The 18,900-nt window shown below is 59.9% G+C and carries 20 protein-coding genes (1 of these 20 cut by a window edge); 6 read left to right on the forward strand and 14 right to left on the reverse strand.

The window, feature by feature from the left end:
* From msrP to EL257_RS22780, 5 genes are all read right to left on the reverse strand, one after another.
* On the reverse strand, positions 1-351 hold the 5' portion of the coding sequence (gene msrP / locus EL257_RS22760) for a protein-methionine-sulfoxide reductase catalytic subunit MsrP (RefSeq protein ID WP_126366413.1). It extends 663 nt beyond the left edge of the window; 351 of the gene's 1,014 nt are visible here — the first part of the coding sequence; it begins with the start codon at positions 349-351; its stop codon lies off the left edge, out of view.
* A 63-nt stretch (positions 352-414) separates the two neighbouring features.
* Positions 415-1,272 (reverse strand): CDP-diacylglycerol--serine O-phosphatidyltransferase, encoded by an 858-nt coding sequence (gene pssA / locus EL257_RS22765; RefSeq protein WP_122599687.1) that lies wholly within the window; start codon positions 1,270-1,272, stop codon positions 415-417.
* Between the two features lie 147 nt (positions 1,273-1,419).
* A complete protein-coding gene (ilvC, locus tag EL257_RS22770; protein WP_003228216.1) occupies positions 1,420-2,436 on the reverse strand; it encodes a ketol-acid reductoisomerase in 1,017 nt (338 codons plus the stop codon).
* Between the two features lie 45 nt (positions 2,437-2,481).
* Complete coding sequence (gene ilvN, locus EL257_RS22775; protein ID WP_003176102.1) at positions 2,482-2,973, reverse strand: acetolactate synthase small subunit; 492 nt, start codon at positions 2,971-2,973, stop codon at positions 2,482-2,484.
* Positions 2,974-2,975: 2 nt separating this feature from the next.
* Positions 2,976-4,700 carry an acetolactate synthase 3 large subunit gene (locus EL257_RS22780; RefSeq protein WP_126366414.1) on the reverse strand — a complete coding sequence of 575 codons (1,725 nt, stop codon included), beginning with the start codon at positions 4,698-4,700 and terminating at the stop codon, positions 2,976-2,978.
* A gap of 399 nt (positions 4,701-5,099) precedes the next feature.
* Here EL257_RS22780 and EL257_RS22785 point away from each other — a divergent pair, with 399 nt between their 5' ends.
* The gene (locus EL257_RS22785) at positions 5,100-5,516 is read left to right on the forward strand and encodes a DUF4124 domain-containing protein (RefSeq protein WP_126366415.1); all 417 of its coding nucleotides are present in this window, start codon (positions 5,100-5,102) and stop codon (positions 5,514-5,516) included.
* Between the two features lie 101 nt (positions 5,517-5,617).
* Here EL257_RS22785 and EL257_RS22795 read toward each other — a convergent pair whose 3' ends face one another.
* Genes EL257_RS22795 through mrcB form a run of 3 tightly spaced genes read right to left on the reverse strand, consistent with a single transcriptional unit; the run spans position 5,618 to position 9,043 of the window.
* Complete coding sequence (locus EL257_RS22795) at positions 5,618-5,953, reverse strand: YqcC family protein (RefSeq protein ID WP_126366417.1); 336 nt, start codon at positions 5,951-5,953, stop codon at positions 5,618-5,620.
* On the reverse strand, positions 5,953-6,702 hold the full coding sequence (locus EL257_RS22800; RefSeq protein WP_126366419.1) for a tetratricopeptide repeat protein: 750 nt from the start codon (positions 6,700-6,702) through the stop codon (positions 5,953-5,955). The genes EL257_RS22795 and EL257_RS22800 overlap by 1 nt, the downstream gene beginning before the upstream one ends.
* 16 nt (positions 6,703-6,718) lie before the next feature.
* A complete protein-coding gene (gene mrcB / locus EL257_RS22805; RefSeq protein WP_126366421.1) occupies positions 6,719-9,043 on the reverse strand; it encodes a penicillin-binding protein 1B in 2,325 nt (774 codons plus the stop codon).
* 117 nt (positions 9,044-9,160) lie between these two features.
* Between mrcB and EL257_RS22810 the strand changes: the two genes are divergently transcribed.
* The 3 genes from EL257_RS22810 (at position 9,161) to EL257_RS22820 (ending at position 11,700) form a co-directional block, all read left to right on the forward strand.
* Positions 9,161-10,717 (forward strand): AAA family ATPase, encoded by a 1,557-nt coding sequence (locus EL257_RS22810; RefSeq protein WP_126366423.1) that lies wholly within the window; start codon positions 9,161-9,163, stop codon positions 10,715-10,717.
* A gap of 91 nt (positions 10,718-10,808) precedes the next feature.
* Positions 10,809-11,153: a pentapeptide repeat-containing protein gene (locus EL257_RS22815; protein WP_126366425.1), complete on the forward strand. Its 345-nt coding sequence runs from the start codon at positions 10,809-10,811 to the stop codon at positions 11,151-11,153.
* 274 nt (positions 11,154-11,427) lie between these two features.
* The gene (locus tag EL257_RS22820) at positions 11,428-11,700 is read left to right on the forward strand and encodes a TfoX/Sxy family protein (RefSeq protein WP_007971093.1); all 273 of its coding nucleotides are present in this window, start codon (positions 11,428-11,430) and stop codon (positions 11,698-11,700) included.
* Between the two features lie 324 nt (positions 11,701-12,024).
* Here the strand turns inward: EL257_RS22820 and EL257_RS22825 are convergent, their stop codons facing one another.
* The 4 genes from EL257_RS22825 to EL257_RS22840 are packed head-to-tail and all read right to left on the reverse strand — an operon-like array spanning position 12,025 to position 15,571.
* Entirely contained in the window at positions 12,025-12,876 is an 852-nt protein-coding gene (locus tag EL257_RS22825) for a ChaN family lipoprotein (protein WP_126366427.1), read from the reverse strand.
* A gap of 21 nt (positions 12,877-12,897) precedes the next feature.
* Positions 12,898-13,665: a heme ABC transporter ATP-binding protein gene (locus EL257_RS22830; protein WP_126366429.1), complete on the reverse strand. Its 768-nt coding sequence runs from the start codon at positions 13,663-13,665 to the stop codon at positions 12,898-12,900.
* Entirely contained in the window at positions 13,665-14,648 is a 984-nt protein-coding gene (locus tag EL257_RS22835) for a FecCD family ABC transporter permease (protein WP_172604578.1), read from the reverse strand. The genes EL257_RS22830 and EL257_RS22835 overlap by 1 nt, the downstream gene beginning before the upstream one ends.
* A 50-nt stretch (positions 14,649-14,698) precedes the next feature.
* Positions 14,699-15,571, reverse strand: coding sequence for a heme/hemin ABC transporter substrate-binding protein (locus tag EL257_RS22840; protein ID WP_126366433.1), 873 nt, complete (start codon positions 15,569-15,571; stop codon positions 14,699-14,701).
* A 165-nt stretch (positions 15,572-15,736) separates the two neighbouring features.
* On the opposite strand from EL257_RS22840, the gene EL257_RS22845 reads away from it, so the two are divergent.
* A complete protein-coding gene (locus EL257_RS22845) occupies positions 15,737-16,054 on the forward strand; it encodes a Rieske (2Fe-2S) protein (RefSeq protein WP_126366435.1) in 318 nt (105 codons plus the stop codon).
* Here the strand turns inward: EL257_RS22845 and sfsA are convergent.
* Both sfsA and EL257_RS22855 read right to left on the reverse strand, forming a co-directional pair.
* Positions 16,051-16,764, reverse strand: a complete 714-nt coding sequence (gene sfsA / locus EL257_RS22850; protein WP_126366437.1) for a DNA/RNA nuclease SfsA — start codon at positions 16,762-16,764, stop codon at positions 16,051-16,053. The two genes, EL257_RS22845 and sfsA, sit on opposite strands and share 4 nt — an antisense overlap.
* Complete coding sequence (locus EL257_RS22855; RefSeq protein ID WP_126366439.1) at positions 16,764-17,933, reverse strand: pyridoxal phosphate-dependent aminotransferase; 1,170 nt, start codon at positions 17,931-17,933, stop codon at positions 16,764-16,766. Before EL257_RS22855 ends, sfsA begins: the two co-directional genes overlap by 1 nt.
* Before the next feature lie 333 nt (positions 17,934-18,266).
* Between EL257_RS22855 and dksA the strand changes: the two genes are divergently transcribed.
* A complete protein-coding gene (gene dksA / locus EL257_RS22860; RefSeq protein ID WP_064118688.1) occupies positions 18,267-18,710 on the forward strand; it encodes an RNA polymerase-binding protein DksA in 444 nt (147 codons plus the stop codon).
* The last annotated feature ends 190 nt before the right edge of the window (positions 18,711-18,900 follow it).

The raw sequence follows: 18,900 nt of genomic DNA on the forward strand, positions 1-18,900 counted from the left end.
CGGCTCGGTTTTAAGCGAGCCCGCATTCGCCGCCGGATCGCCCTTGTCGGTGCCGAACTCATAGAAGTTGTTGTAGTGCGTCGCGTCTTTGTAAGGCGTAATCGCCTCGTCCTTGACGTTGACCGCGCCCCACTGGGTAGAAGTGAGCTTCTCGGCGAACCAGCCCGGCGCCTTGCCCGGTTCGACATCAGCATAGCGAGCGCTATCGTCGGCCAGCGTCCAACGCGGCAGGCTGCTGGCAGCGATACCTGCAGCAGTGGCACCCAATAACTGGCGGCGCGAGAGGTAGATGGATTCAGGCGTGACATCCGACTCATTGCAGTCAGACGCTTTGGGGATTTTGATCAACATGGCAACTCCGCAGCTTTGGAGGACAGATGCACCCATAGACTGCGGAGTATGCGCGAAATTACATCACTCGGCTTTTTTGTGCCGACGTAGACGCAACAGGTACTGCACGGGGCCGGAAGCTGCATAGGCAAGGAACACCAGCAGCAGAATGCGCGGCGGATCGCTGAACACCACGGCGAACACCAACACCACGGCAAGAATCGCCACGAATGGCACGCGCCCTTTGAGATCCAGCTCCTTGAAGCTGTTGTACTTGATGTTGCTGACCATGAGCATGCCGGCCGCTGCCACCATCAGCGCAACGAGGAACGACATCTTCGAACCCTGGATGCCGTAATCGCTGAACGCCCAGACAATACCCGCCACCACACCGGCCGCCGCTGGACTGGCCAAGCCGATGAAGTAGCGTTTGTCCGCCGTGCCGACCTGGGTATTGAAACGCGCCAGACGCAACGCTGCACCGGCGACATAAATGAAGGCGACCATCCAGCCGACCTTGCCCATATCCCCCAGCGCCCAACCGAAGGCCAGCAACGCCGGCGCGACACCGAACGCGACCATGTCCGACAGCGAGTCGTACTCGGCGCCGAATGCGCTTTGTGTGTTGGTCATGCGCGCCACACGACCATCGAGGCCGTCGAGCACCATGGCGACGAAAATCGCGATCGCGGCGAACGCAAAATACTTGCTCGCATTCACCGAGTCGCCGGCGCTTAGCGCGGCCTGGGCGCTCATCGAATTGATGATGGAATAGAAACCTGCAAACAGGTTGGCAGTGGTGAACAGGTTCGGCAGCAGATAGATACCACGATGCCGGACTTTACGACCTTCTGCGTCATGCCCTTCTTCGATGTGTTCATCGATGGGCAGCAGGCTTTCGGCGTCAGAAGCCTTGTTCGGCTCTTCGGGACGTTCGCTCATGGACATTACCTTGCAACGGTTTGAAGAAATTCGACAGGTGCTTGAGGACGACAGATCGGCCACAAACGCTGCAGCTTTATACCAGAACCACCGGCTCAAACGAAAAAACGCGGCCGAGGCCGCGTTTTTCGTACAAGGAGCGACGACTTAGTTTTTGGCTTTGTCGACGATCTTGTTGGCACCGATCCACGGCATCATGGAGCGCAGTTGCTCGCCGATGATTTCGATACCGTGAGCGGCGTTGTTACGACGCTTGGCGGTCATCGAAGGGTAGCCGGTTGCGCCTTCGCTGATGAACATTTTGGCGTATTCGCCGTCCTGAATACGTTTCAGGGCGTTGCGCATGGCCTGACGGGACTCGGCGTTGATCACTTCCGGGCCGGTCACGTACTCGCCGTACTCGGCGTTGTTGGAGATCGAGTAGTTCATGTTGGCGATACCGCCTTCGTACATGAGGTCAACGATCAGCTTCAGTTCGTGCAGGCATTCGAAGTAGGCCATTTCCGGCGCGTAGCCAGCTTCAACCAGGGTTTCGAAACCGGCCTTGACCAGTTCAACAGTGCCGCCGCACAGAACCGCTTGTTCGCCGAACAGGTCGGTTTCGGTTTCGTCCTTGAAGGTGGTTTCGATGATGCCGGTACGACCGCCGCCAACGCCAGCTGCGTAGGACAGTGCAACGTTCTTGGCGTTGCCCGAGGCGTCCTGATAGATCGCGATCAGGTCAGGAATGCCACCGCCCTTCACGAATTCGGAACGTACGGTGTGGCCCGGGGCTTTCGGCGCGATCATGATCACGTCGAGGTCGGCACGCGGAACAACCTGGTTGTAGTGGATCGCGAAGCCGTGGGAGAAGGCCAGGGTGGCGCCCTTCTTGATGTTCGGCTCGATTTCGTTCTTGTACAGCGACGATTGGAATTCGTCCGGGGTCAGGATCATGACCAGGTCGGCCGCCGCAACAGCGGAAGCCACGTCGGTCACTTTCAGGCCGTGAGCTTCAGCTTTGGCAACGGTGGCCGAACCTTTACGCAGACCAACAGTAACGTCGACACCGGAATCTTTCAGGTTGCACGCTTGGGCGTGGCCCTGGGAACCGTAACCGATGATGGCAACTTTCTTGCCCTGGATGATCGACAGGTCGCAGTCTTTATCGTAGAAAACTTTCATGAATTTCCCCTTATATCCGGCCATTCAGGCCATACGCTAATTGGTTTAGATGCTGAGTACTTTGTCGCCGCGGGCAATGCCGGTCACGCCGCTACGGACGGTTTCCAGGATCGATGCGGTGCCGATGGACTGAATGAAGCTGTCGAGCTTGTCGCTGGTACCGGTCAACTGAACGGTATACACGCTGGCGCTGACGTCGACGATCTGTCCACGGTAAATATCGGTGGTGCGTTTGATCTCGGCGCGCTGGGCGCCAGTGGCCTTGACCTTGACCAGCATCAGTTCGCGCTCGATGTGAGCGCTTTCCGACAGGTCCACCAGCTTGACCACTTCGATCAGCTTGTTCAGGTTTTTGGTGATCTGCTCGATGACTTCATCGTGACCCACGGTGGTCAGCGTCAGACGCGACAGGGTCGGGTCTTCGGTCGGAGCCACAGTCAGGCTTTCGATGTTGTAGTTGCGCTGCGAGAACAGGCCGACTACGCGAGACAGAGCGCCGGGTTCGTTTTCCAGAAGCAGGGAAATAATGTGCCGCATGATTAAGTACGCTCCGTCTTGCTCAGCCACATATCGCGCATGGAGCCGTCTTTGATCTGCATCGGGTAGACGTGCTCGCTGGTGTCGACCGCAACATCAATGATCACCAGGCGATCTTTCATGGCGAACGCTTCGGCCATCTGCGACTTCAAATCCTTCGACTCGGTGATGCGTACACCAACGTGGCCGTAGGCTTCAGCGAGCTTGATGAAGTCGGGCAGCGATTCCATGTAAGAGTGCGAGTGACGGCTGCCGTAGCTCATGTCCTGCCATTGGCGAACCATGCCCAGCACACCATTGTTGAGAATGACGATCTTCACCGGCAAGCCGTATTGCAGGCAGGTAGACAGCTCCTGGATGTTCATCTGGATACTGCCTTCGCCGGTGACGCAGGCAACGTCGTCGTCCGGGAAGCTCAGTTTGATGCCCATCGCGGCTGGCAGACCGAAGCCCATCGTGCCCAGGCCACCAGAGTTGATCCAGCGGTTCGGCTTGTTGAACGTGTAGTACTGCGCAGCGAACATCTGGTGCTGACCAACGTCGGAGGTCACAAAGGCGTCGCCCTTGGTCACTTCGCAGAGGGTTTCGATCACGGTCTGCGGCTTGATCTTGCTGCCGTCACCCTTTTCATAAGGGAACAGGCCGCGATCACCGCGCCATTCATCCACCTGCTTCCACCAACTGGCGACGGACTCCTTGTTCGGGGTCTCGCCGATTTCCTTGAGGATCGCGACCATTTCGGTCAGGACGCTCTCCACCGGACCCACGATCGGCACGTCGGCCTTGATAGTCTTGGAGATCGACGCCGGGTCGATGTCGATGTGAATGATCTTGGCGTTCGGGCAGAATTTCGCCGGGCCGTTGATCACGCGATCATCGAAACGCGCGCCGACCGCAAGGATCACGTCGGCATGGTGCATCGCCAGGTTGGCGGTGTAGCTGCCGTGCATGCCGAGCATGCCGATGAACTGGCGATCAGTTCCCGGGAAAGCGCCCAGGCCCATCAAGGTGTTGGTCACTGGCAGATTGAGCATTTTCGCCAGTTCAGTCAGCGGTGCGGAACCATTGCCGAGGATCACGCCGCCGCCGGAGTACAACACGGGGCGCTTGGCCGCCAGAAGCATTTCTGCAGCCTTGCGGATCTGCCCGGAGTGACCGCGAACGGCCGGGCTGTAGGAACGCAGCTTGGCTTTTTTCGGGAAGATGTATTCGAACTTCTCGGCCGGGTTGGTCATGTCTTTCGGAATATCGACCACGACCGGGCCCGGACGACCGGATTGCGCCAGGTAGAAAGCCTTCTTCATGACTTCCGGGATTTCCGAAGCGTGCTTGATCATGAAGCTGTGCTTCACGATAGGCCGAGAGATGCCGATCATGTCGGTTTCCTGGAACGCGTCGGTGCCGACCATGGTGCTTGGCACCTGACCGGAAATGATCACCATTGGAATCGAGTCCATATAGGCCGTGGCGATACCGGTGATGGCGTTTGTGGCGCCTGGACCGGAAGTCACCAGAACCACGCCGGCTTTACCGGTGGCACGAGCGTAGCCGTCAGCCATATGGGTCGCCGCTTGTTCGTGACGAACCAGGATGTGATTCACTTCCGGCTCTTTGAACAGGGCATCGTAAACATGCAGGAGAGCACCACCCGGGTACCCGTAGATATATTTGACGCCTTCGTCACGCAAAAAGCGGACGAGCATCTCACCGCCAGATAAAAGCTCCACGTTGTTCACCTCTAAAACGCCAGAATACCGTCCACACAAAAGGGGCGGGTCTTAATAGGTTTACTTCTCGGCAGAGCATGAGCGACGGTGGTCGCCGACTACGTCAGCACTGACTGAGCAAGTATTGGGATCGTCCCAAGTGTTGCGGGCCTTTCCCACCCAGCGCGAGGTAACGCGTTGCGGGTGTAACAGGTCGGCGCGGATGTGCGCCTCATGATCTACCGAGTGGGTCTGCTTCTGGCAGTCCCTCTACAGCGGACTTTGGATTCTTCTGTTTCGCCCTCTGCAAGTCAAGTCGTCTGTGTGGTTAATTGTGGGTAAGCACATGAGAACGCAAGAAAAAACCTGAAAACCGCTACTCTGTTAGCGTCAATTGCGCAATTTTGCCAAGGAATCAGCATGCGAACGCTCCTCTTCACCCTGCTGATCGGCCTCAGCCCCTGGTGCTCGGCCGCTCAAATCTACAAATGGGTCGATGCCCAAGGTGTCACCCACTTCGACGCACAGCCGCCGCAGGGTCAGCCGTCCACCACCGTACAAACGCCCTCCTCGCCTCCACCGAAACCGGCGCCGATGCCCGGCAGCGGCGCACTCGGCGATCAGAAAGCCATTGATGTCAAGGTGAAGAAACAGGTCGCCGAGCAGCAGGCGCAGCTCAAGCAGTTTTGTGAACAGGCACGCACAAACCTGGCGCAAATGCAGAATAATCCGCGCTTGCGTGAGGAGGTCGAGGGGGATTTGAGACGCCTGGATGATGCGCAGCGTCAGGAGCGCATCGTCGAAGCACAGAAACAAATCGCGCAGAATTGCGAATAAACATCTGTAGGAGCTGCCGAAGGCTTCGATCTTTTGATCTTGATCTTCAAAAACCAGATCAAAAGATCGCCGCCTTCGGCAGCTCCTACATTGATCCGGTGTCAGCGCGAGGCGCTGATCAGCAGATCAAACTCTTTGAGCAGCACCTGCAACTGGCGATCCTTGCCGCCAAGGTTGCGTTGGGCAAAAACCATCTCGGCCATTTCCTGAATGCCCGAGGCATTGGGCAGCGGTAGATCCTGCTCGAGGATGATCTTCATGCGCGGCAGGAAGATCCATTGCAGCCACTGCTCGAAGTCCAGCGTATCGACCGAAAACGGCTCGACACTGCTCAGGGCTTCGGCTGATGGCTGCACTTCATCCCACCAGCCTTGGGTGCGCAGTTCGCGCTCGATCAGCAATAGCTGGTCGGCGATTTTCGGAAAACGGCGATCCATCACAGCGAGACCTTGGCCTTTTGCCGCGCCAGCGCAGCACCGGCGGAATCACCTTGTTTCTCACGCGCCTGAGCGATGATTTCCCACAAGCTCGCTTGCAGGTCCGGACGCCCGTTGGCCATGGTCAGCGCACGCCGGGCGAACTGCTCGGCCTGCGGCGCATCGCCTTGGGCCATTCGTACTTGCGCCAGACGATAAAGCACTTGCGGCTCGCGCGGAGCGACACGCTGGGCACGTTCCAGGCTTGAGGATGCACCGTTGAGATCGCCACCAGCCTGTTGCTGTTGAGCAGTGGTCAGCAACGCGAGCACCGGACCATCCAGTTGCTCGTCGGCGGACAAGCCACCACCGCTGCTGGCGGAGGGAATGCCGCTAGGCGACGAAGGCATGCTGTAGCTGCCGGAACTGGCCGGCGCTGAGTCCGCTGGCGAAGGCGTGTACGGTCCCGACGTGATGCCGCCGGAGGACGGGCCCGGCACGATTGGCGCAGAGCTGATGGGTGTCGACACGGCGGCACCGCCGCCAGGCACCATCACCACCACACCGGTATCGCCCTGCGGAATCGCCTGAGTCTGGCCTTGCACCGGGCGCTTGACCGTGGTCTGGCGGAAACCGCCATTGGCGCCGATGCGTTCGCTGTTGGACACAGCCGTCCCCGAATCCACCACCGGAATCGAACCACGCTGTACGGTGGAGCAACCGCTGAGCAAAGCCACGGCAGTCACCGCTGGAATCAACCACTTGTTCACTTGAAACCCTCTTTGCTTAATTCATCCAGCCCTTGACCCAATCCATCACCGACTCCGGCGAGGCAGGCGTTTCGCCCGAACACGCCGCGCCGGGTGGCGGTTCGCTGCCGCGAATATACGGCATCTGCACGGCTCCCGGGCAGTTGGCATCGGAGCCCTGTCCGGTCCGCGAATCTACCCACGCCTGGACGACGTTATCCGGCTGCGGCATGTCCAGCGGCAGCGGGTCGGCCTTGCGCATGAAACTGGTCCAGACCTGCAACGCACCGGTGGCACCGGTAAACGGCGTTTTGCCGTTATCGTCGCGCCCCAGCCAGACCACCGCCAACAGATCCTGACTGAAACCGGCGAACCAGCTATCGCGCGAATCGTTACTGGTACCGGTCTTGCCCGCCAGCGTCAGGGTCTTGGGCAGCACGTTGTAAACCGAACTGCCGGTACCTTCACGCATCACTCGCTGCATGGCGTTCTGGATCAGGTAAATGGAGGCCGGATCGAAACGCTGCTCGATCTGGAACGGATAACGCTTGAGCGGCTCGCCCTCAGCGGTCAACACACTGCGGATGCCACGCATCGGCGTATTGAAACCACCGTTGGCCAGCGTCTGGTACATGGTCGCCACTTCGATCGGCGTCATGCCGCCGGCACCCAGCAGCATGGACGGGAACGCCGGGAACTCACGGGTGACGCCCAGGCGACCGAGAGTCTTGAGCACGTTCGGCACGCCGACTTCCAGGCCCAGACGCGATGTCGACAAGTTGTAGGAGTGCGCCAGGCCCTGATAGAGGAACACCGTGCCATGGGAACGCCGATCGTAGTTCTGCGGCTTCCACACTTGGCCATTTGCGCCTTTCACCGACAATGGGTCATCCGACAGCCAACTGGTGAGCGTGTACTGGCTCGGCTTTTCCAGCGCCGTCAGATAAACCGCCGGCTTGATCAACGAGCCGATCGGCCGCACCGCATCCAGTGCGCGGTTGAAACCCGCGTAACTGGCCTGACGACTGCCGATCATCGCCTGAACTTCGCCGGTTTCCGGGTTGGTCACGACCATCGCCGCTTCGACGTCATCGGAGCCCTTGCGCCCAGCCAGACGTTTGAATGTATCGTTGACCGAAGCTTCGGCCTTCATCTGCAGAATCGGATCGAAACTGGTGAAGATGCGCAGGCCCTCTTCGGTCAAGTCTTCGTCGCGGTAATCTTCGCGCAACTGACGTTTGACCAGATCGATAAAACCGGGGAACGAGCTGTCAGCGAGCTTGCCGCGCGTGGTCACGCCCAGCGGCATTTTCTTCGCCGCTTCGACCTGTTCCGCCGTCGCCACGCCTTGCTGCTCAAGCACGTCGAGCACCAGGTTACGTCGCTCCAGCGCGCGTTCCGGGTTACGACGCGGATTGTAATAGGACGGGCCTTTGACCATGCCGACCAGCATCGCGACCTGGTGCAGTTTCAGTTCGGACAACGGTTGGCCGAAGAAGAACTGACTCGCCAGACCAAAGCCGTGCACCGCTCGCTGGCCATCCTGACCGACGAAGACTTCGTTGAGGTAAGCCTCAAGAATTTCCTTTTTGTCGTAATGCAGCTCGAGCAACATCGCCATCATCGCTTCGGTGAGCTTGCGGGTCAGGCTGCGTTCGCTGGTCAGGTAGAAATTCTTCACCAACTGTTGGGTCAGCGTACTGCCGCCCTGAGTCATCTTGCCGCCAGAAGTGTTGACCCAGACGGCCCGGGCGATCGACTTCGGCGACACGCCCCAATGGCTGTAGAAATCGCGGTCTTCGACGGCGACCAGAGTTTCCAGCAGATATGGCGGGGCCTGATCGAGTTTGATCAGAATCCGGTCTTCGAGATTTTTCGGGTAAATGCCGCCGATCATCAGCGGTTCGAGACGCACCACGGACAATTTCGAGCCGTTGGTCGCCGATAATTCAGCCACGTAATCGCCGGAGAAACGCACGCGCACCGGCTGTGCTTTCTCCAGCCCTTCATAGAACTGGAAGCCGCGGGTGTTCAGATCGACAGTGTTGCCGTTGACCGCAGCGGCACCCGGGCCGTTGCTCACAGCTTCGCGGCGATAACCGAGGGCATCGAGTTCAGTGAGGAAGTCGTCCTTGCTGAGCTTTTGTCCGACGAACAGCTCAAGCGGCCGCGCGTAGACCTTGGCCGGGATAGTCCAGCGCTTGCCGGAGAACTTCTCCTGCACCACGGCATCGAGGTAAACGGCAAAGCCGGCCAGCACCACAAGGCCGACCAGACTGAGTTTAATGGCCCAGCTCAACCACGGGCTGAGGCCCTTGGCTGGTGGTTTTTTCTTCGTACGGGGGGATCGGGATCGAGTCATGGCGGCGGATTATACGCACTTTATTCAGACTCAACAGGAGCGCTCCGAGGTTTGCGTCAGGCGGGCAAGCAGCCATAATGGCCGCCTCGAATTTCCCACGTCTCTGAAGGATCACCCGTGAGCCAGTCACTGATCGCTGCCCTGCAAAACCCGGCCCTCTACCCGCATCCCGTCGAAGGGTTTCAGGTCATCGAAACCCATATCTCGTGGGTGATTCTCACAGGCCCCTTCGCTTATAAAGTGAAGAAGCCGGTCAATTTCGGCTTCCTGGACTTCACCGGGCTCGAATCGCGCGCACATTTTTGCGCCGAGGAGCTGCGCCTGAACCAGCGCCTCACCGACGATCTGTATCTGGAAGTGTTGCCGGTCACCGGCAGCGTCGAAGCACCGCAACTGGGCGGCGACGGCCCGGCCATCGAATACGTGCTGAAAATGCGCCAGTTTCCGCAGACCGGTTTGCTCAGCACCTTGCAAGCCAACGGCGAGCTGACCACTCAGCATATCGACGCGATGGCCGAGCAGATCGCGCGCTTCCACCTCAACGCTCCCAAAGTCCCTGCCGAACACGACGCTGGCACTTCGGACAGCGTGATGGCGCCGGTCTCGCAGAACTTCGAGCAGATCCTGCCGTTCCTCAGCGATAAAAACGATCTGCTGCAACTCGAAGCACTCAAGGCTTGGGCCGAGAGCAGCTTCGAGCGTCTCAAGCCACTCTTCGCCCAGCGCAAGGCCGAGGGTTTCACCCGTGAGTGCCATGGCGATATCCACCTGGGCAATGCCACGGTCATCGACGGCAAAGTGGTGATCTTCGACTGCATCGAATTCAACGAACCGTTCCGTTTCACCGACGTCTGGGCCGACACCGGTTTCCTCGCGATGGACCTGGAAGACCGTGGCCTGAAGTCCCTCGCCCGCCGCTTCATCAGCCAATACCTGGAATTGACCGGGGATTACCAAGGGCTGGAAGTGCTGAATTTCTATAAAGCCTACCGTGCACTGGTTCGTGCCAAGGTTGCTCTGTTCAGCATGCCGGCCGACGCGACTCCGGTGCAGCGTGCCACCACCCTGCGCCAGTACCGCAACTACGCCAACCTGGCCGAAAGTTACAGCACCATTCCTTCCCGCTTCATGGCGATTACCCATGGCGTTTCCGCCGTCGGCAAGAGCCACGTAGCCATGCGTCTGGTCGAAGCGCTGGGCGCGATTCGTTTGCGTTCCGATGTTGAGCGCAAGCGCCTGTTCGGTGAGCAGACGGTAACCAACGATGTGCAAGCCGGGATTTATAGCGCTGACGCCAGCACGGCGACCTACGCGCGTCTGCATGAAATCGCCGGAGTCATACTCCACGCTGGCTTCCCGGTGGTTATCGACGCGACTTATCTCAAGCGCGAACAACGCGATAACGCCGCGAAAATTGCTGAAGCCACCGGCACGCCGTTCCTCATCCTCGACTGCAACGCCCCGCAAGCGGTGATCGAGAGCTGGCTGTCGATCCGTCAGGCTGACCAACAGGACCCATCCGACGCCACCCTCGCCGTGATCGCTGCGCAACAAGCCAATCGCGAAGCGCTGACGCCGGAAGAAATCCTGCGCAGCAAGCGCGTGCAGACCAACGAATCCGGCACGCTCGACACTGTGGTCGCGCAGATTCGCCAGCGCCTGCCAGGCCTGTAAGAAACTATTTCGGCCGTGAAGCCCTCGCTTGCTTCACGGCCGTCAGATAGTGGCACTATACTGGCGTCATAAAACCAACAGGTGATCTGACATGAGCCAGCCGAAACTTCTCGACACCCCGCTGTATGCCTTGCTGCATAAAGATGATGTCACCGGTTTTAACAAGGAACGCCCACAGGATGGCTCGATCGATATGGTCGGAGGCGATTTTCGGGGCCTCGACTTGCGCGAACTGAACGCTGACGGCGTGGATTTCCGCGATGCGTATTTTCGCTCCGCCGATCTGCGCGGCATCGATTTCCGCAAAGCCTCGCTAGAAGGCGCAAGCCTGGCCCACGCACAAATTTCCGGCGCCTACTTCCCGCCGGAACTCAGTGCCGACGAGATTCTGATGTCGATGAATTTCGGTACTCGGTTGCGTTATCGCACACGCTGATATTCGCAACTTTTCCTGACACCACGCCTTTCCCATGTGGGAGCGAGCCTGCTCGCGAAGGCGTAGTGTCAGCCGAATATCGATAGTGCCTGATACATCGTCTTCGCGAGCAGGCTCGCTCCCACACCCTTCCTTCTGCGTTCGCAGGCCTTTTACTCCTCTTTCTTAGAAGCTTTTGCGTCGAATCCGACCAAAGAACCACGCTTTTCCTACTGATGGCTACACTCCTGAGGAAGCTCGCCCACGCACCATTCGGCCGTCGCAAGGAGGCTTGATGAATGATGAACTGCAACACCTGAAGAATCTTGGCAAGACGTCGGCGCAATGGCTGCATGCCGTGGGCATCCACAGCGCCTCGGACTTGCGTCGGCTGGGCGCGGTGGACGCCTACCGGGCCGTGCGCACACGCGGGTTCCGCGCATCGAAGGTGTTGTTGTACGCGATCGAGGGCGCGTTGATGGATGTGCACTGGAATGACATTCCCGCCGAGCGCAAGGAAGCTCTGAACAAGCAGCTCGAGGCCATTTCTTCGCGGCACAAGAACTGAAGGGGTTATGACGGTCATGTAATTACCGGGCCAGCTAGAGTGTGCTGAATGGCTGCGACCCCGACCGGGATGTTTCATGGCAAGAAAAGCGTCTAAGAAGCCGTATTTATCAGGGCTATCCGGCCACTTGGCAGACTAAATCAAACAAATCCGGAATCAGCTGTTGACTCGGTAATGAGAATCGCTATGATTATCACAACTGGTCGCGAGATCAGTCGATATTCTGAAAAGCCCTTGGTTCGGACTCTCAGATTATCTCCTCATCAGGCTAATCACGGTTATTTGACCCGGTTTTTACCGGGTCTTTTTTTGCCTGTGGAAAAGTCATTTGGCGAATTGTTTTCGCATCTGCTCACAGTAATCCTGCTTCGGTGTGGCCGGGGTGTACCAGACATAATCGGCCATGGCCGAAGTCACTTCATCGCCCTGCTCGGACAGCATCAGCACGGCAGTGTCTGCAGCCGCGCCCAAATCCTGCAGATGCAACGGCACGCCAACATCCTTGCGCGCATGCCACGCCCCGGCCAGCAACAGCGAAGGCGTCGGCGCGACCATCAGGCGCTCAGCCATACGCCGATCGCGCTGTTGCTGAACGGCGAGCATCGCCGGTATTTGTGACGTCGGCAGCAAGCCGCAGTGGGAATCGCTGATCTGTTCCAGCAACGTGTTTCGCACTGACTCGGCGTTGCTGCGCGCACCGCTCAAAATCGGCGGATGGTGATAGACGCCACGGATTTCGCCGCTATCAAGGTTGGCCGCCAGCAGCGGATACGGCTGTGTGAGAGCGAAGCGAACGATTGGCCCATAAAGATTCCAGTCCCAACCATCCTGCCAGGCCAGCGCTTCGGGAAGATTGGAGGGTGACGACGGCGCTTCGCGCGCTGCAGCGATTTTCGGTTGCTGATCGGGTGTGAGCATTTCCAGCAACAGACTGCCTTGCGGCCGCTGCTCGCCGAGCGACTGCAAGAGCCATAACTGCGCGGCGTGGTGATCGGCGTTGTCATGCTGCTCGCCAATGATCAGCCGCGCGGGAGCCGCCAGGCGCTTCAAGAGTTGCGCCGCGGTCAACACTTCACCGCTGCGCAGATCGCGAATCTCGCCACTGACCGGCGCTGGCGCAGCAACGTGCTGGCACCCCGCGAGCGACATTATCAACAACAGCCACAACCCACGCATGCAATCACCTCGATATTCGAATCAGCGGGCGATGATCAGCGGATGCCCACGCTCCGGGTGCGGCTGCACTAAAACTTCGAGACCGAACACTGCCTTGAGCACACCCGGTTGCAGCACCTGTTGCGGTGTATCCAGCGCCACTGGCCGGCCGGCTTCCAGCAGCAGAATACGATCACAATAGCGCGCCGCCAGATTCAGATCATGCAGGATCACCAGCACTGCCGCGCCGCGATCGGCAAACTCGCGCACGGCTTGTAACGTAGTGTGCTGATGCAGCGGATCAAGCATCGATGTCGGTTCGTCCAGCAGCAGCGTCTGCCCAGCCTGCCCCGGCCAGAGTTGCGCCAGCACTCTCGCCAGATGCACGCGTTGACGCTCGCCGCCGGACAACGCCAGATAACTGCGCCCGCTCAGATGTCCGGCATCGGCGGCGTCCAACGCTGCGGCGATAATCTCGTCATCACGCACGTGGCCGCTCTGATAAGGCAAGCGCCCCATGCCGACCACTTCTTCTACACGAAAGGCAAAATCGAGCGTCGACACCTGGGGCAAAACCGCCAGACGCTGCGCACGCTGCGTGCCCGTCCAGCGCTGCAAAACCTCGCCGTCGAGCGAAACTTCGCCCTCACTGGCCTTCAACTCACCGCACAAGGCCCCAAGCAAAGTGCTTTTGCCCGCGCCGTTCGGCCCGAGCACGCCCACTACTTCGCCCGGTTCAAGTTGCAGGTTGACCGCGCTGAGTACAGTCTTGCGACCGCGCTGAATGTGCAGATTGTGCGCACGCAACATCAGGCACGCCCCCGCAGCAGCAAATAAAGAAAGAACGGCGCGCCGATGAACGCCGTAACGATGCCGATCGGCAACTCTGCCGGAGCGAGTCCCAGCCGCGCCACCAGATCGGCGAGCAGCAACAGACTCGCACCGGCCAACAGCGACGCCGGCAACAACACCTTGTGATCTGGCCCGGCCAGCAAGCGCACCAGATGCGGCACCACCAGCCCGACGAAACCAATCATCCCCGCCGCCGCCACCGCTGCACCAACCCCTAGCGCGGTGCAGAACACCAACTCGCGCTTCAGCCGCTCGACATCGATGCCCAGGTGCCCGGCTTCCGATTCGCCGAGCAGCAAGGCGTTGAGCGCTTTCGCCCGGCGTGGCAACCACAACGCCACCGCGGCGCTGATGATCAGCAGGGGCCACAGCCGCGCGTAACTGGCGCCGTTCAGGCTGCCGAGATTCCAGAAGGTCAGCGTGCGTAACGTCGTATCGTCGGCCAGATAAGTGAACAGGCCAACCGCCGAACCGGCCAGCGCGGTGAGGGCAATACCTGCCAGCAACATGGTTGCAACGTTGGTCTGGCCATTGCGCCGACCGAGCCGATAGACCAGTGCCGTCACTCCGAGGCCGCCGAGAAATGCGCAGACCGACAACAGATACGGCGCGAACCATTCCGGCAGACCGCCGAAGAACGAACCGCCGACAATCGCTACCGCCGCGCCCAACGCCGCACCGCTGGATACCCCCACCAACCCCGGATCCGCCAACGGATTACGGAACAGGCCCTGCATCGCCACGCCGGACAAGGCCAGCACGCCACCGACCGCAAGCCCGAGCAAGGTGCGTGGCAGGCGAATCTGCCCGACAATCAACTCCGCCTGCTCCAGCCCATCCGGGGCCAGCGGCATGCCGAGCAGGCGCAACGCCGCTCGCAATGTATCGACCAGCGGCAGGCTGACCGGCCCCAACGCCAATGACAGCCAGATCGCCAGCAAGCACAAGAGTGTCAGGCCAACGAACAAGGCGCGCGGTTTGCCCAGTGTGGTCATTGGCCGCTCGTTGCCGGATAGAAACCGTCAGACAAGGTTTTCAGCGCCGCCGGCACACGCGGCCCGAGACCGCCAACCAGCAGGGTCGGGTCAAGCTCCAGTACGCGGCCAGCCTTGGCCGCACGGCTTGCAGCAAGAATCGGGTTTTCCTTGAACAGAGCGGCTTTCGCAGCCTCACCGGTCAATGCACGATCGGCGAACACCAGCACCTCGGGATCGAGGCTGGCCAGGGATTCGGCGGAAAAAGGTTTGTAGCCGCTATGCGTCGCCAGGTTGACCGCGCCAGCCTGCTGCAGCATCCAGTCGGCGGCGGTGTCTTTACCGGCAATCAAGGGTTTGCCCCCGGCATGCCCGAGCAATAGCAGAACGCCGGGAGATTTCTGTCGGGTTTGCGCGCCAGCCACCCGTGCCTTCTGAGCATCGAGTTGCTGTTGGTAGCCGTGCAACAACTGCGCAGCCTGAGGTTCAGCGCCCAGCAACTGGCCGAGACGCGTAACGCTTTTCTCCAGCGTCGACAGATCTGGCTGCGCCGAAAACAGTTCAACCTGCACCTTGGCCGCTCTGACCTGCGACAGCACCGGTGGCGGGCCCATTTCCTCGGTGCCGATCAGAATATCCGGGCGCAAGCTGAGGATGCCTTCGGCCGATAGACTGCGCTGATAACCGATGCTCGGCAGCGCCTTCAACGATGCGGGATGCTGGCTGGTGGTATCGACGCCGACCAGTTTCGCTTCCCCGCCCAACGCGCTGACCCATTCCGACAACCCACCGCCGGCGCTGACCCAACGCTGCGGCAGTTCGGCCGCTACGGCCTGCTGGCCGAGCAAAAGGGCGGCACACAACACAGCGACGTGGGTACTCAGGCGCATGCAAAGCTTCCTTGAATAGAGTTTTTCCGGGCATCGGGGTGACAGGCCAAGTATCCTCGGCATCTGCCAGCCGCCCTGCCGGCGAAGGCCGCCATTTGATAATTGTTTGCATTTAAACGTCAAGCTCGGACATATCCGGACACGAGCCGACAATAGAGGATAGTCATGAAGTTTCTCTGCGCGGGGGCCGATCTGGCCGAAGCCGGCAGCCGCGGTTTCGAGGTCGACGGGAAAAAACTGCTGGCCGTACGCCGCGATGGCTTGGCTTATGTCTACCTCAACCGCTGCCCCCATCGAGGCATTGCGCTGGAATGGCAGCCGGACCAATTTCTCGACCCCAGCAACAGCCTGATCCAGTGCGCCACCCACGGCGCACTGTTTCTGATCGAGGACGGTGAATGTGTCGCCGGGCCGTGCGCAGGCCAATCACTCACCGCGGTCCCCTGCCGCGAAGACGCGCAAGGGCTGTGGATCGATGTTTAACCGTTGAGCAAAACGTCGAGACGGCGGTCGATGACTATTTCTTCGTGGTCCAGACGCACGCCATAGGCCAACACCTCGACACCACAGGCGACCGCTTCACGCAGCGCTTCGGCATAGGCCCAATCGATCTGTTCAGCGGGGCGCACCGCTTCAATTGCGCTGAGGTTCACGCAATACAGCTGCACCGCGCGGATCCCGTCCCGCGCCAGATGCGCCAGTTCGCGCAAATGCTTGGCGCCGCGCTGGGTCACCGCATCGGGAAACGCTGCCACCGCCGAGCCGTCGAAACCAAGAGTGACGCTTTTCACTTCGATGTACGCCGGGCCGCTCGGGTATTCGAGGCGGAAGTCGATGCGGCTCTTCTCCTGCCCATATGCCACTTCCCGCTTCAACGCGGTAAACCCGGCCAGCTCGGTGATGACTCCCGCCTGCAAGGCTTCTTCGACCAAGCCGTTGGCGCGCCCGGTGTTCACGCAAAACAGCCGACCCTGCGGGGTTTCACCGATTTCCCAAGTGCCGGGCAATTTACGTTTCGGATCGTTGGAGCGGCTGAACCAGACTTGCCCGCCCTCAACCTGACAATTGAGCATCGAACCGGTGTTCGGGCAGTGAATAGTCAGCAACTCGCCGCTAACGGTTTCGATGTCGGCGAGAAAGCGCTTATAGCGACGGATCAACCGTGCCTCTTCCAGAGGCGGATAAAAACGCATCAGCCTTGCCAGCTCTTCAGGCCACGAGCGATGCGCTCTACCGCCTCCTGCAAGCGCGGAAGATTTTGCGTGTAGGCGAAACGCACATGATGGCCGGCCTGATACCGGCCGAAGTCCAGGCCCGGGGTGAAGGCAACATGCTCGGTTTCGAGGAAATGCCGGCAGAAGGCGAAGGCATCCCCGCCGAACCGGCTGATATCCGCGTACAAATAAAACGCCCCTTCCGGCACCACGGCAATGTTGAAACCCAGCTCGCGCAGCGCGGGCAAAAGGAAATCCCGGCGGCGGCCAAACTCGGCGCGGCGCTGTTCGAGGATGGCGATGGTGTCGGGCTCGAAGCAGGCCAGCGCGGCGTGCTGCGCCATGCTCGGCGCGCTGATGTAAAGGTTCTGCGCCAGTTTCTCCAACTCGCCGACCGCCGCATCCGGCGCTACCAGCCAGCCGAGACGCCAACCGGTCATGCCAAAATATTTGGAAAAACTGTTCAGCACGAAGGCGCTGTCATCGACCTCAAGCACGCTGGCCGCGTCGGTGCCGTAGGTCAGGCCGTGATAGATCTCATCCACCACCAGATGGCCGTGTTTGCCTTTGATCGCGATGGACAACCCGGCCAGCTCATCGCGGGTCAGGATCGTACCGGTCGGGTTGGCCGGCGAAGCGACCAGCGCGCCGACACTGTCCTGATCCCAATGGCGCTCGACCAGATCCGGGGTCAGTTGATAGCGCACGTCCGGCCCGACCGGCACCAGCTGCGCCGCGCCTTCGACCAGACGCAGGAAGTGCCGATTGCACGGATAGCCCGGATCCGCCAACAGCCAGTGTTTACCCGGATCGACCAGCAAAGCGCTGGCCAACAACAACGCACCGGAGCCACCCGGGGTGATCAGAATGCGCCGTGGATCGATGTTCAAGCCGTAACGCGACTGGTAAAAACCGGCGATCGCCTCACGCAGCTCCGGGATCCCGCGGGCGGCGGTGTAACGGGTATTGCCGGCAGTCAGTGCTGCCTGTCCGGCGCGGATGATCGGCTCTGCGGTAGTGAAATCCGGCTCGCCAATTTCCAGGTGGATGACGTCGTGCCCTTCAGCTTGCAATTCGTTGGCCCGCGCCAGCAGCGCCATTACATGGAACGGTTCGATCGCACGGCTGCGTGCACTGTAAGGGGCCATTGACTTGCCTTCGACGGGAAAAAGAAACGATTCTACCTGTCTGCCGGAACGAGCGAGAACCCGTAACGGTCACAGCCTCAAGAACGCTGGACTGTAACGATATAAGCGTACGCTCCAGGATTGACTAAAATCAGTGATTGAACAGGTCTTCAACACCGCCTGACACGGCTTGCCAAACATTTGCAAGCGCCACCCGCCGGGGGCTCGACATCCGGGAGTAGCGCAGTCCGAATTGATCTGGTAAGTTCGCCCGCTTGCAGCCGCAGGGCCGGCAGGTGTCGGTGATGGAGCAATCCTGCGCAATGGATTACAAGAGTAGAGGCGGTCCATTTCATGCCCACCCAAGCAAAGCAACAGCAGCAAACGACCATCAGCGGTTTCGAACCTTACGTTCCGAAGGCCGGTGAAGAGTACATGGGCGCCCCGATGCGAGCGCACTTCACCAAGATCCTGAACAAGTGGAAACAGGACTTGATGCAGGAAGTCGACCGTACTGTTGATCACATGAAGGACGAAGCGGCCAACTTCCCTGACCCGGCCGACCGTGCCAGCCAGGAAGAAGAATTCGCCCTCGAGCTGCGCGCCCGCGACCGCGAGCGCAAGTTGATCAAGAAGATCGACAAGACGCTCGAACTGATTCAGGACGAAGAATACGGCTGGTGCGAGTCCTGCGGCATCGAGATCGGCGTCAAGCGCCTCGAAGCCCGTCCGACCGCGGATCTTTGCATCGACTGCAAAACCCTGGCGGAAATCAAGGAAAAGCAGGTCGGCAAGTAATCTCGACCTGAACGAAAAACGGAGCGTGCGAACGCTCCGTTTTTGTTTCTGTCTTTTGCCCGCCGAATCAGCTTCTGCCTTTGTGGGAGCGAGCCTGCTCGCGAAAGCGCCCCTTCAGACGACTCATCAATGACTGATAGAGCGCTTTCGCGAGCAGGCTCGCTCCCACAGGGGTAATCTGCGTAACTTC

The sequence above is a fragment of the Pseudomonas fluorescens genome, assembly GCF_900636825.1.
Lineage (GTDB): Bacteria > Pseudomonadota > Gammaproteobacteria > Pseudomonadales > Pseudomonadaceae > Aquipseudomonas > Aquipseudomonas fluorescens_BG.